The sequence below is a fragment of the Caulobacter segnis genome (genome assembly GCF_003243465.1).
In the GTDB taxonomy this organism is placed as follows: Bacteria; Pseudomonadota; Alphaproteobacteria; order Caulobacterales; family Caulobacteraceae; genus Caulobacter; species Caulobacter segnis_A.
In genome coordinates this window covers 41,362-54,503 of record NZ_QFQZ01000004.1, presented here as the reverse complement: position 1 = coordinate 54,503, position 13,142 = coordinate 41,362, and the positions used below count along the sequence as shown (strand labels likewise).

The following is a 13,142-nucleotide window of genomic DNA, read 5'->3' as shown; positions in this document are numbered from 1 at the left end:
CGTGGGGTGGTCATGAACAAGGATAGGATCGTTCTTCTCGACGCCCTGCGCGGTCTGGGCGTGCTGGGCATTCTGCTGTGCAACGCGCCGGACTTCGCCGTCCCGCCGGTCGTCGCTGAATCGGCCAGCCACTGGCCGCACGGTACCGGCCCGGCGACCCTGTCGGTCTGGGTCGTCACCCAGTGGCTGTTCCAGCGCAAGTTCGTGACCCTGTTCGCCATGCTGTTCGGCGTGTCGATCTTCCTGGTGGGCGGCGAACGGTCGGACAAGGATCGCGGCGCGATCCTGCGCCGGCGCCTCCTCTGGATGGTGGTCTTCGGCCTGCTGCACGGCTTTCTGATCTGGTACGGCGACGTCCTGCTGAGCTACGCCCTGGCCGGCTTCGTGGTCCTATTCGTCCGATCCTGGCCGGCCCGAAAGCTGATCCGGACAGGCCTGACGATCTGGATCGTCTTCAGCCTGCTGTCGCTGGTGGGCTTGAGCTTCGCGGCCTTCACACCACAGGCCGCCGACCAGCAGGCCCTGGAGACGGCCAAGATGCTGGCCAAGGCCAAGGCGGCCGAGGCCGCTTATGGCGGGGACTTCCTGCAGTCGCTGGTCCAGAACGCCAAGGACCGCCTGGCCTTCCTGCCCGCCGAGCCGATCATCTTCGTGATGACCTCGGCGCTGATGATGCTCGGCCTGGGCGCCTTCAAGGCCGGCGTGCTGACCGGCGAGGCCTCCGGTCGCGTCTATCGCCGTCTGCTGGTCGGGGGCGTGCTCGCATCGCTCCTGGTCGGCGGTCTTTTCGTCGCCGAGGCGGTGATGGGCTTGCCGAGGGGGCTGGGCATGGTCGCCGTCGGCGTCCAGTGGGCGCTCGCCCCGCCGACGACCCTGGCCTATGTCGCCCTGATGGTGTTCGCCACGCGGTCGACGCCGTGGTCGGCGATCCCACGCGCCCTGGCCCCGGTCGGCCAGATGGCCTTCACGAACTATCTGGCCCAGTCGGTGATCATGACCGCGATCTTCTATGGCGGGCGAGGCCTTGGCCTGCATGGCGAGGTCGATCGGCCGGGGTTGGCGGCGATCACGGTCGCCATCTGGATCGCGCAGATCCTGTGGTCGCGCTGGTGGCTGGACCGCTTCGAGATGGGACCGTTGGAGTGGGTCTGGCGGCGGCTTTACCGGGGCCCGAGCCCGCTCCGCAAGCGCGTCTCAGCGGCCATCGCCTAGGCGCAAGCCTTCAAGGCCTGTGTGAAATAGGCCTGGACCTGGGCGAACAGGTCCGGCCGATAGCGCGCTCGGGGATCGTTGGCCTTGTCGTCGTCGAAAGCGTGGGTGGCGTCCGGCAGGAACATCTGGTCGACGCTGAGGCCGTCGCGCGTCAGGCGATCCAGGGCCAGCTTGGGCGCCCGCCAGCCGACCACCTGGTCCTTGCCAGCCAGCACCGACCAGACCGGCGGTGCCCCCTCGCCCCAGCCTTGGCGCGTCGTCAGGGCCGGATAGCCGGCATAGGGATAGACCAGCAGCGCGCCCTTCACCGCCGCCCGCAGCCGCGCCGGATCGGCGTCGGACACGCGGGTGATCGCCGCCGCCCGGCCGCCCAGCGCATAGGCGTCCATAATCGTCCAGCCGCCATGGCTCCAGCCCGCCAGGAACAGCCGCGAGGCGTCCGCCCAGGCCTGCCCCTCCAGCCAGGCCAGCATGGCGAAGAGGTCGCCCGCCCGCTGCGGCCCCCGCACCCGCAGGCCGGTGCAGACGGTCAGCTTGGCGTCGAGGCTCGACACGCCACGCGGCAGGAACGAGTCGACGACCACGGCGGCCCAGCCCGCCGCCACGGCGACCTGGGCATAGACCTCGAGGAACGGCGTCTTGCCGCCACAGCCGTGCAGGATCAGCGCCACCGGGAAGGGCCCGGGGCCCTCCGGCTTGAACACCCGGGAGTGGCGGGCGATCTGTTCGCCCCAGGCGGCGCCGTCCATCTTCACCTCATAGGAACTAGTGCCTGAACACCCGCACGCCGGTGAAGGCCATGGCCAGGCCCAGCTTGTCGGCCGCCTCGATCACCTCGCCGTCGCGCATCGAGCCGCCCGGCTGGATGATCGCCGTCGCCCCGGCCTCGGCGGCCTGGATCAGGCCGTCCGCGAACGGGAAGAAGGCTTCCGAGGCGCAAGCGCAACCCTTCAAATCCAGGCCGAAGTCCGCCGCCCGCAGGGCCGCGATCCGGGCCGAGTCCTTGCGGTTCATCTGGCCGGCGCCGACACCCAGGGTCTGGCCGGCGCGGGCGTAGACGATGGCGTTGCTCTTGACGTGCTTGCCGACGGTGAAGGCGAACAGCATGTCACGCACTTCTTCCTCTGTCGGCTGGCGCTTGGTGACGATCTTCAGGTCCGAGGCCTTGATGCGCGCGTCGTCGCGCGACTGCACCAGGAAGCCGCCGGCCACGCTCTTGAAGGTGTCGCCGGTGGACAGGGGGTCGGGCAGGCCGCCGGTGACCAAGAGGCGCAGGTTCTTCTTGGCGGCGAAGACGGCCACGGCGTCCTCGTCGGCCTCCGGGGCGATCACGACCTCGGTGAAGATCTCGACCATCGCTTCCGCCGCCTCGCGGGTCAGGCGCGAGTTGACGGCCACGATGCCGCCGAAGGCCGAGGTCGGGTCGCAGGCGAGCGCCCGCTCATAGGCCTCGCGCTGGGTCGCGCCGACGGCCACGCCGCAGGGATTGGCGTGCTTGATGATCGCCACCGCCGGGCCCTGGGCCGGGTCGAACTCGGCGATCAGTTCGAAGGCCGCGTCGGTGTCGTTGATATTGTTGTAGCTGAGCTCCTTGCCCTGCAGCTGCTTGGCCGTGGCCACGCCCGGACGCGGGTTCGGGAAGGTGTAGAAGGCCGCCTTCTGGTGCGGGTTTTCGCCGTAGCGCATGGTCTGGCGAAGCGCGCCGGCGATCGACTTGCGGGCCGGGAAGTCCTGGCCCAGCGCCTGGGCGAACCAGGCCGAGATCGCCGCGTCATAGGCCGCCGTGCGGGCGTAGGCGCGGGCCGCCAGGGTCTGGCGCAGGGCCAGCGTCGTCCCGCCGGCCTTCAGCGCTTCCAGCACTTCGGCGAGGTCGGCCGGATCGGTGCAGACGGCGACATAGCCGTGGTTCTTGGCCGCCGAGCGGATCATGGCCGGGCCGCCGATGTCGATGTTCTCGACGCATTCGGCGTAGCTGCCGCCCTTCGCGACGGTCGCCTCGAACGGATAGAGGTTCACATACAGGATATCGATGCCGCCGATGCCGTGGTCGGCCATGGCCTTGGCGTGATCGGCCGCATCACGGACGCCGAGAAGCCCGCCGTGCACCACCGGGTGCAGGGTTTTCACCCGGCCGTCCATCATCTCGGGGAAGCCGGTCAGATCCGAGACGTCCTTCACGGGGATCCCGGCGGCGGCGATCGCGGCCTTGGTGCCGCCGGTGGAGACCAGCTCCACGCCGGCCTCGTGCAGGGTCTTGGCCGCCTCGACCAGGCCGGTCTTGTCGGAGACCGACAGCAGGGCGCGCTTGGGGGCGACGAGATCGGGAGCGGACGGATAGTCGGGGGCGGCGGGCACGGCGGACTCCAGGTTTCGTGATCGGAAAAGGGAGCCCAGGCGCGCGGCTTATGCGTATCGAGCTCCCCGGTGGTCGCCCACCTTCAACGCCAGTCACTCGAACGGGGCGGAAAATACGGGGGCGGACGAGGGAGTCAATGCGGCGGCCGCTGGAGTCTTCCCTTCATTCAATAAGCCCGCTCGTCCCGCTCCATCGCCCCATGCGCGACCACCGCCACCAGACCCACCAACGCGCCGAGGCTGACCAGCGTGGACACCTCGAATATCCCCGGCGCCACCTGCTTCAGGGTCGCGTCGAACGGCAGCGTCTGGATGGTGCGGCCCATATGGAAGCTGTTGAGGCCGCCCACCAAGAGGCCGAGGGCCGGGCCGGCGAACCGCAGCTCGGACACGATGCGTCGCCACAGGTTGCGAGGGGTCCTTCCGCCCAGCACGGCGGCGATCAGGGTTCCGGGCAGCGCCGCGCAGAGCAGGGCCAGGACGATCTTCTGAGGAAGCGCCGCATGGTCGAACACGCTCCAGAGCGCCTGCGTCATCATCATCACCTCCGCCAGAAGGCGGAAGAATTACAATTGTAATCCGCAATGTCAAACGACGCGCAGCGCCCTCACACCTGGCAAACGGGGCAGAAGAACGTCGACCTTCCGGCCTGGACCTCGCGGGCGATCACGCCCTTGCAGCCAGGCGTCGGGCAGGGCTCGCCCTCGCGGTCGTAGACGCGGAAGCGGTGCTGGAAGTAGCCGAGCGCCCCGTCGGCGGCGGCGAAGTCCTTCAGGGTGGAGCCGCCGACCTCGACGGCTTCGGCCAGCACGTCCTTGATCGCCGCGGCCAGCGGTCCGAGCCGCTTCTTGGCGACGCCGCCCGCCGGCTTGAACGGCGAGATGTGGGCGCGGTGCAGGGCTTCGCAGACATAGATATTGCCCAGGCCCGCCACCGTGCGCTGGTCCAGCAGCAGGGTCTTGGGGCCCTGCTTGCGGTTCGCGAAGGCCTTTTCCAGCGTCCAGGCGTCAAAGGCGTCGCCGAGCGGTTCGGGGCCCATGGTCGCGAACCAGGGGTGGCGGTCGACGCCCTCGGTCGGGATCAGGTCCATGAAGCCGAAGCGGCGGGGGTCGTAATAGGTGACGGTCGCGCCGGCCTCGGTCTCGAAGATGACGTGGGCGTGCTTGTCCTCGGGCGTGACGACGCGGGCGAAGTCGCCGGGGCGGACCGTTCCCTCCGGGGCGGCGATCTCGAAGCGCCCGGTCATGCCCAGATGCATCACCAGGGTGTCGCCCCGGTCCAGCGGGGCCAGGATGTACTTGGCCCGGCGATCCAGGCGCAGGATCGTCGCGCCGGTCAGCCGTTGGACGAAGCCGTCGGGCAGGGGAAAGCGCAGGTCGGGGCGGTTGGCCCGCACGCGGGCGAGGCGCGCGCCGGACAGGACGGGCTCAAGACCGCGTCGGACGGTCTCCACTTCGGGCAGTTCGGGCATCGGCAAACCCTTAAGAGCGTGGCAGACGAAAGTGTAAGCGGTTTCGGCGTCCGCCACGCCGTAAGATAAAAAGCTTCGATGACGGCGCGCGTGACGCGGGCTAATAGCGAACCTCCATATAGAGAGTTCGCCCCCGGGACGTCATGAGCAACACCTCCGCCAGCTTCGGTTTCAAGGACGTCGACGCCTCGCAGAAGGCGGGCCTGGTGCGCGGCGTGTTCGACCGCGTGGCCAAGAACTACGACATCATGAACGACCTGATGAGCGGCGGCGTGCATCGGCTGTGGAAGGACGCGGTCGCCGCGCGCCTGAACCCGCAGCCGGGCGAGGTGATCATCGACTGCGCCGGCGGCACCGGCGACATGGCCCGCCGCTTCGCCAAGATGGCGCGGCAGGCCCAGGAGCGGCGCGGCGGTCCCGACGCGACCATCAACATCATCGACTACAACGCCGAGATGATCGCCACCGGCATCGAGCGCGGCGGCGAACCGGAGATCACCTGGACCGTCGGCGACGCCCAGCGCCTGCCGCTGCCCGACAACTACGCCAACGCCTATGTGATCAGCTTCGGCATCCGCAACGTGACGGACATCGACGCGGCCCTGCGCGAGGCGCGCCGGGTGCTCAAGCCGGGCGGCCGCTTCCTGTGCCTGGAGTTCTCGCGGCCGGTGACGGAAGCCCTCGCGAAAGCCTATGACGCCTACAGCTTCAAGGTCATCCCGCAGGTCGGCGAGTGGGTCGCCAAGGACCGCGACGCCTATCAGTACCTGGTCGAGAGCATCCGCCGCTTCCCCGACCAGAAGACCTTCGCCGGCATGATCGAGAACGCCGGCTTCAAGCGCGTCAGCTACACCAACTTCACCGGCGGCGTCGCGGCCCTGCACCAGGGCTGGGCGCTGTAGGCCAATGGTTTTTCTCTCCGCCGACTTCCCCGGCGAATGCCGGGGCCCAGATCTTAGGGCCGAGGAGCGCCAAGGCTTGCTCGCGCTTGAGCTGAATCTGGATCCCGGCATTCGCCGGGAAGGTCGGATTGAAGATGCGGGGCCTTTGGGTTGACCTCCCTCTCCGCGTTTTTCCGCCTGACGGGCGCGGGCTGGACGCTGGTCAGGGCCGACGCCCTGATCCCGCGCGAGGCCGAACCGTTGCTGCCGGGCTCCGCCAAGCTGGTCGGACGCCTGCTGCGGCTGTTCGCCGGCGGCGCCGCCAAGCGCGGTCGGCCCGGCGAGCGCCTGGCGCGGGTGCTTGAAAGCCAAGGCCCGGCGGCGATCAAGCTGGGCCAGTTCCTGTCGACCCGCGCCGACATCTTCGGAACCGCCTTCGCCGAGGACCTGTCGCACCTGAAGGACCGACTGCCGGCTTTCCCGCTGGCGGTCGCGCGGGCCGAGATCGCCCGCAACCTCGGCAAGCCGCTGGACGAGATCTTCGCCGAGATCGGCGAGCCGGTCGCCGCCGCCTCGCTGGCCCAGGCCCATCCGGCCACGCTGGTCGATGGCCGCAAGGTGGCTGTGAAGGTGCTACGGCCCGGCGTCGAGCGCCAGGTCGCGCGCGACACCGGCGTGCTGCGCCTGGCCGCGCGGCTGGCCGAGACCCTGGCGCCGGCCTCGCGCCGGCTGCGTCCGACCGAGTTCGTCGAGGTCGTGATCCGCGCCCTCGCGCTGGAGATGGACCTGCGCTTCGAGGCCGCCGGCTGCGCCGAACTGGGCGAGGCCATGGCCAAGGACCCCTATATGCGCGCCCCCACGGTGTGCTGGGAAGGCGTGGGCAAGCGCGTCCTGACCCTGACCTGGGCCGAGGGCGTCCCGCTGTCCGACGCGGCGGCCCTGGACCTGCCCGGCCTGGACCGCAAGGCCCTGGCCGAGAACGTCACCCGCGGCTTTCTCGCCCAAGCCCTGGACCACGGCCTGTTCCACGCCGACCTGCACGAGGGCAACCTGTTCGTCGCCGCACCCGCCAGCGTGGTCGCCGTCGACTACGGCATCGTTGGACGCCTTGGCGCGGGCGAGCGGCGCTACCTGGCCGAGATCCTGTACGGCTTCCTGAACCGCGACTACGCCCGCATCGCCCAGGTTCATTTCGACGCCGGCTACGTCCCGGCCCACCAGGACAAGGACGCCTTCGCCCAGGCCCTGCGCGCCGTCGGCGAGCCGGTGTTCGGCCGCAACGCCCGCGACGTCTCGATGGGCCGGCTGCTGGCCCAGCTGTTCGAAATCACCGCCCTGTTCGACATGGCCCTGCGGCCTGAGCTGGTCCTCTTGCAGAAGACCATGGTCACGGTCGAGGGCGTGGCCCGCCGCATCGACCCGACCCACGACCTGTGGGCCGCCGCCGACCCGGTGGTCCGCCGCTGGATCGGCCGCGAGCTGTCGCCCGCCGCCAAGGTCCGCGACTTCGCCGAGGAGGCCCTGCGCGCTCTCCGCGCCATCGCCCGCCTGGCCGAGGCCCCGCCGGCGACCACCGAGGTCCACGGCGAGCGGCCGCACGTCTGGCCGCTGCTGTGGTTCCTGATCGGCGCCGCGACGGCGGGGGCGGCCTTCGTGACGGGGCTGCTGCTGTCGCGCTAACCCTCCGCCTCGTTGCGCTCGCGCTTCTTCGCCGCCGTGGCGCGGCGGGCTTCTCGGGTCTTCTGTTCGTCCCAATAGGCCGCGCCCTCGTCCGGCTTGAACATCGTGCGCGGCGCGCCCTCGCGCGAGACCACCGCGAAGACGTTGTCCTTGGGGTCGTAGATCAGGAGGTCGCCATTGGCGCGCTTCAGGGTCTGGGCCCCCTTGGGCGGATCGCTGACGAAGGCGTGGACCTTGGCGACATAGTCGTCGGCGGTCTTGGCGCCGAACACCTCGCCGTTGCGCTCGAACGAGCGCTGGGCGTTCTCCTCGGCGGTGCGGGTGCGGTTGGCGGCCCAGTAGGGCTTGCCGGCGACCAGCTTGACCGGCGCGTCGCGCGGATCGCTGCGGCGGACGCCTTCGCTTGAGGCCTCGGTCGCTTCGCCTTCGGACGCCGTGCTGGCCCGCTCGCCCCCCTTCGGCGCCTTGACGGCGGAGGCGCCGCTGTCACAGGCCGCCAGGGCCAGCACGCCCAGCCAGGCGACGACACCGAGAGGAACCCGTCTCACAACCTTCATGATCGTATTCGCCCCATTGCTCTACCCTGACGTTTAATGAACGAAAGCGGAACGAGAGTCGAGTCGGAATCTTCGCCGTGGGATTGTCACTGGCGCTTTGGCGCGCGGATGGGCATGTGCAGGGGACGAGACGAACGCGGGAGCGGGAGCTGGGCGTGGGCGACAAGCGGGTTCTTCTGATCGTCGGCGGCGGGGTGGCGGCCTACAAGGTGCTGCTGCTGGTGCGCTTGCTGCGCCGCGCGGGGATCGCCGTGCGACCTGTCCTGACCAAGGCGGGCGAGCAGTTCGTCACGCCGCTGTCGCTGGCGGCCCTGGCCGAGGACAAGGTCTATCAGGACCTGTTCTCCCTGACCGACGAGCACGAGATGGGTCACATCGAGCTGTCGCGGCAGGCTGATCTGGTCGTGGTCGCGCCGGCCACCGCCGACCTGATCGCCAAGGCGGCCCACGGCCACGCCAATGACCTGGCCACCACCGCCCTGCTCGCCACCGACAAGCCCGTGCTGATGGCCCCGGCCATGAACGTGCGGATGTGGCTGCACCCGGCCACCCAGCGTAATGTCGCGACGCTGAAGGCCGACGGCGTGTCCTTCGTCGATCCGGCCGAGGGCGCCATGGCCTGCGGCGAGTTCGGCCCCGGGCGCCTGGCCGAGCCGGAAGAGATCTTCGCCGCCATCGTCGCCATGCTGGAGGGCCCGACCGCCAGGCCGCTGGTCGGCAAGCGGGCCATCGTCACCGCCGGCCCGACCTTTGAGCCGATCGACCCGGTGCGCGGCGTCACCAACCGGTCCAGCGGCAAGCAGGGCTTCGCGATCGCCGAGGCCCTGGCGCGGCTGGGCGCCGAGGTCACCCTGGTGGCCGGCCCGGTGTTCCTGCCCACCCCGCCCGGCGTCAAGCGCGTCGATGTCGAGACCGCCCGCCAGATGCTGGCCGCCAGCCAGGCCGCCCTGCCGGCCGATGTCGGCGTCTTCGTCGCGGCCGTCGCCGACTGGCGCGTCGACGAGGCGTTCGGGACCAAGCTGAAGAAGGAGAAGGGCGGGCCCCCGGCCCTGACCTTCGTCGAGAACCCCGACATCCTGGCGACCCTGTCGGCCTCGGGCCCCCAACGGCCAAAACTCGTCGTCGGCTTCGCGGCCGAGACAGACCATGTCGAGGAGCACGCCCGCGCCAAGCTGGCCCGCAAGGGCTGCGACTGGATCATCGCCAACGACGTCACCCAGCCGGGCGTGATGGGCGGTGGCGAGAACGCCGTGCTGCTGGTCACCAAGGACGGGACAGAGCGCTGGGACCGCGCGGCCAAGGACGTGGTTGCGGCCCAGATCGCGGCGCGGATCGCCCAGGCCCTGGTGTAGCCGTCCCCAAAACGGGGATCATAGCGGGAACCTTGAGCGTAGGGCGGCGTTTGAGCCCCCACGCTCTTACGCGCGGGTGGGGCTCCTTGTCGGCTTCGGTGATCGTGGGTTTGCTTCGGTGATCCGGGATCACGCGGCGCCTTGCACAGGGCGCGCCCGACACCCGCCGTCCGCCATCAGCGTCTAGCGCCCGAGTTCCTGGATCGTCATGTCCGCCACAAACCCCTCGCGTTCGTCCCTGCCCTGGTCCCGCATGGAGACCTGGGCGGCCGTCGGCTTGGCCATCGTGCTGCTGTTCTTCCTGGGCAGCGGCTTCGTCGCCTACCGCAACGTCGAGATGCTGCGGGCCAGCAGCCAGAAGATCTGGCACTCGCACGACGTGCTGATGGCGATCGACGACCTGCTGCTGACGGTGCAGGACACCGAGACCGGGCAGCGCGGCTATCTGCTGACCGGCAACGACCGGTATCTTGAGCCCTACCAGGCCGCCGTCTCCGACGTGACCGCGCGGACCGAGGCGGTCGAGCGTCTGACCCGCGACAACCCCACGCAGAAGGCCAACCTGACGGTTCTCAAGCGCCAGATCGCGGCCAAGCTGGGCGAGCTGGAGGAAACCATCACCCTGCGCCGGAGCGTCGGTCCGGCCGCCGCCCTGGCGGTGGTCAACACCGATCGCGGCAAGGCCGAGATGGACTCCATTCGCGAGCAGGTGCGTGTGATGCGGCAGGAGGAGAGTCGCCTGCGCGCCCTGCGCCTGACGGCGATGGGCTCGGCCTACGACACCGCCCTGTTCAGCGGCGTGCTGGCCAGCCTGCTGGGCGGCGTTCTGACCCTGGTAGTGTTCTACCTGATCCGCCGCGCCGCCCGGGCCCAAGCGCGGGAAGAATGGCTGCAAGCCGGCCAGGTCGGCCTGTCCTCGGCGACGATCGGCGATGTCTCGGTCGAGATGCTGGCCGACAACATCCTGGCCTTCCTGTCGCAGTATCTGGGCTTCCAGGCCGGCGCCCTGTTCAAGGGCCACGGCGGCCAGTTCTATCGCGCCGCCAGCCTGGGCATCCCCGCCGACGCCCAGACGCCCGAGCGCTTCAGCCTGAAGGAAGGCCTGCTGGGCAAGGTCGCGGCCGAGGGCCAGGCGACGGTCATCCGCGACGTACCGGACGGCTACATCACGGTCGGCTCGGCCCTGGGCCAGGACAAGCCCAAGCACCTGGTGATCGTGCCGACCAAGGCCGACGGCGTCGTCAATGCGGTGATCGAGCTGGGCTTCCTGCACCCGGTGGACGACCGCGTGCTGGAGCTGCTGAACGAGGTCGGCGGCACGATCGGGATCGCGCTGCGCTCGGCCCGCTACCGCGCCGAGCTGCAGGATACCCTGGAGGAAACCCAGCGCCAGTCCGAGGAGCTGCAGGTCCAGAGCGAGGAGCTGCGCGTCTCCAACGAGGAGCTCGAGGAGCAGGGCCGCGCCCTGAAGGAATCCCAGACGCGGCTGGAGCAGCAGCAGGCCGAGCTGGAGCAGACCAACAGCCAGCTGGAGGAGCAGGCCCAGCTGCTGGAAACCCAGCGCGACGAGCTGGAACAAACCAGCGCGGCCGTGACGCTGAAGGCCCGCGAGCTGGAGCAGGCCAGCCAGTACAAGTCCGACTTCCTGGCCAACATGTCCCACGAGCTGCGCACGCCGCTCAACTCGCTGCTGATCCTGTCCAAGCTGCTCAGCGACAATCCCAACGGCAACCTCTCGGCCGAGCAGGTGAAGTTCGCCCAGACGATCGAGTCGTCGGGCAACGACCTGTTGAACCTGATCAACGACATCCTGGACCTGTCGAAGATCGAGGCCGGCCACGTCGAGGTGCGCCCCGAGAGCGTGTCGCTGCAACGGCTGACGACCGACCTGCGCCAGCTGTTCGGTCCGGTCGCCGACAGCCGCGGCCTCGACTTCGCGATCGAGGTCGCCGAGGGCGCGCCGAAGGTGATCGAGACCGACCGCCAGCGCCTGGAGCAGGTGCTGAAGAACCTGCTCTCCAACGCCTTCAAGTTCACCGAGAAAGGCGGCGTGCGGCTGAAGATCGTTCCGGCCGGCGACAAGAGCATCGCGTTCTCGGTCGTTGACACCGGTATCGGGGTCTCGCGCGAGCAGCAGGAGGCGATCTTCGAAGCCTTCCGCCAGGCCGACGGCACCATCAGCCGCAAGTACGGCGGCACCGGCCTTGGGCTCTCGATCAGCCGGCAGCTTACGCGTCTGCTGGGCGGGACGATCGGCCTGGAGAGCCGGCCCGGCGAAGGCAGCACCTTCACCATCACCATTCCGCAGGCCTACGACCCGTCCCGCATCGCCCCGCGCGAGCCGCCGCGGCTGGCCGAGGCGCCGGCCGCCCCGGCCCCGGCCCGCCCCAAGCGGATCGCGCGGACCACGACCGTCGAGGATGATCGCGAGCAGGCGCAGGGCGCCCGGCGCGTCCTGCTGGTGGTCGAGGACGACGATCGGTTCGCCGGCATCGTCCGCGATCTCTCGCGCGAGCTCGGCTTCCAGTGCCTGGTGGCCAGCACGGCCGAGGAGGCCCTGAAGCTGGCCCGCGAGTTCAAGCCCAGCGCCGTGGTGCTGGACGTCGGCCTGCCCGACGAGTCCGGCCTGCTGGTCCTGGATCGGCTGAAGCGCGACGACGCCACCCGCCACATCCCGATCCACGTCATCTCGGCCGAGGATCACAGCCAGACGGCCCTGTCGCTGGGCGCGATCGGCTACATGCTCAAGCCGGTCAAGCGCGACGACCTGGCCGAGGTGCTCAAGACCCTGGAGGCCAAGCTGGCCAGCACGGTGCGGCGCGTGCTGATCGTCGAGGACGACGCGGTGCAGCGCGACGCGCTGGGCCGGCTGCTGTCCTCGGGCGAGGTCGAGACGGTCGGTGTCGGCACGGCGGCCGAGTGCCTGGACGCCCTGCGGCGCGAGACCTTCGACTGCATGGTGCTGGACCTGACCCTGCCCGACGCCTCGGGCTATTCGCTGCTGGAGACGCTGAGCCAGGACGGCGAGCACGCCTTCCCGCCGGTGATCGTCTATACCGGCCACGACCTGTCGGCCGACGACGAGCAGCGCCTGCGCCGCTATTCCAGCTCGATCATCATCAAGGGGGCCAAGTCTCCCGAGCGGCTGCTGGACGAGGTCTCGCTGTTCCTGCACCAGGTGGTCTCGGCGCTGCCGCCCGAGCAGCAGAAGATGATCCAGAAGGCGCGCAACCGCGACGCGGTGCTGGAAGGCCGTCGGATCCTGGTGGTCGAGGACGACATCCGCAACGTCTACTCCCTGACCAACGTGCTGGAGCCGCGCGGGGCCGTGGTCGAGATCGCCCGCAACGGCCAGGAGGCGATCGACGCCCTGGGCCGCGCGGCGCAGGACCCGGCCAAGGGGATCGATCTGGTCCTGATGGACGTGATGATGCCGGTGATGGACGGCCTGACGGCCACCCGTACGATCCGCGACGATCCGCGCTGGTCGAAGCTGCCGATCCTGATGCTCACGGCCAAGGCCATGCCCGACGACCAGGCGCGCTGCATCGAGGCCGGAGCCAACGACTACATGGCCAAGCCGATCGACGTCGACAAACTGCTGTCGCTGGTCCGCGTCTGGATGCCGAGGTAG

Annotated in this window: 10 protein-coding genes and 1 riboswitch; of the genes, 5 read left to right on the top strand and 5 right to left on the bottom strand. The window is 69.7% G+C overall.

Annotation, left to right across the window (positions count from 1 at the left end):
* The first annotated feature begins 12 nt into the window (after positions 1–12).
* On the top strand, positions 13–1,212 hold the full coding sequence (locus DI526_RS02475) for a DUF418 domain-containing protein (protein WP_304273694.1): 1,200 nt from the start codon (positions 13–15) through the stop codon (positions 1,210–1,212).
* Here DI526_RS02475 and DI526_RS02470 read toward each other — a convergent pair.
* The 4 genes from DI526_RS02470 to mutM form a co-directional block, all read right to left on the bottom strand.
* Complete coding sequence (locus DI526_RS02470; protein WP_304273692.1) at positions 1,209–1,961, bottom strand: dienelactone hydrolase family protein; 753 nt, start codon at positions 1,959–1,961, stop codon at positions 1,209–1,211. The genes DI526_RS02475 and DI526_RS02470 overlap by 4 nt on opposite strands.
* A gap of 16 nt (positions 1,962–1,977) precedes the next feature.
* On the bottom strand, positions 1,978–3,567 hold the full coding sequence (gene purH / locus DI526_RS02465; RefSeq protein WP_304273690.1) for a bifunctional phosphoribosylaminoimidazolecarboxamide formyltransferase/IMP cyclohydrolase: 1,590 nt from the start codon (positions 3,565–3,567) through the stop codon (positions 1,978–1,980).
* Between the two features lie 26 nt (positions 3,568–3,593).
* Positions 3,594–3,674, bottom strand: a riboswitch (ZMP/ZTP riboswitch).
* Positions 3,675–3,734: 60 nt separating this feature from the next.
* Positions 3,735–4,103 carry a hypothetical protein gene (locus DI526_RS02460; protein ID WP_304273688.1) on the bottom strand — a complete coding sequence of 123 codons (369 nt, stop codon included), beginning with the start codon at positions 4,101–4,103 and terminating at the stop codon, positions 3,735–3,737.
* Between the two features lie 71 nt (positions 4,104–4,174).
* Positions 4,175–5,038 carry a bifunctional DNA-formamidopyrimidine glycosylase/DNA-(apurinic or apyrimidinic site) lyase gene (mutM, locus tag DI526_RS02455; protein ID WP_304273686.1) on the bottom strand — a complete coding sequence of 288 codons (864 nt, stop codon included), beginning with the start codon at positions 5,036–5,038 and terminating at the stop codon, positions 4,175–4,177.
* Between the two features lie 143 nt (positions 5,039–5,181).
* On the opposite strand from mutM, the gene DI526_RS02450 reads away from it, so the two are divergent.
* Entirely contained in the window at positions 5,182–5,940 is a 759-nt protein-coding gene (locus tag DI526_RS02450) for a class I SAM-dependent methyltransferase (protein WP_304273684.1), read from the top strand.
* Between the two features lie 150 nt (positions 5,941–6,090).
* Positions 6,091–7,599, top strand: a complete 1,509-nt coding sequence (gene ubiB, locus DI526_RS02445) for a 2-polyprenylphenol 6-hydroxylase (RefSeq protein WP_304273682.1) — start codon at positions 6,091–6,093, stop codon at positions 7,597–7,599.
* On the opposite strand, the gene DI526_RS02440 is transcribed toward ubiB, so the two are convergent.
* The gene (locus DI526_RS02440) at positions 7,596–8,156 is read right to left on the bottom strand and encodes a hypothetical protein (protein WP_304273680.1); all 561 of its coding nucleotides are present in this window, start codon (positions 8,154–8,156) and stop codon (positions 7,596–7,598) included. The genes ubiB and DI526_RS02440 overlap by 4 nt on opposite strands.
* A gap of 155 nt (positions 8,157–8,311) precedes the next feature.
* Between DI526_RS02440 and coaBC the strand changes: the two genes are divergently transcribed.
* Positions 8,312–9,508: a bifunctional phosphopantothenoylcysteine decarboxylase/phosphopantothenate--cysteine ligase CoaBC gene (gene coaBC, locus DI526_RS02435; RefSeq protein WP_304273678.1), complete on the top strand. Its 1,197-nt coding sequence runs from the start codon at positions 8,312–8,314 to the stop codon at positions 9,506–9,508.
* Between the two features lie 208 nt (positions 9,509–9,716).
* Positions 9,717–13,142 carry a response regulator gene (locus DI526_RS02430; protein WP_369691864.1) on the top strand — a complete coding sequence of 1,142 codons (3,426 nt, stop codon included), beginning with the start codon at positions 9,717–9,719 and terminating at the stop codon, positions 13,140–13,142.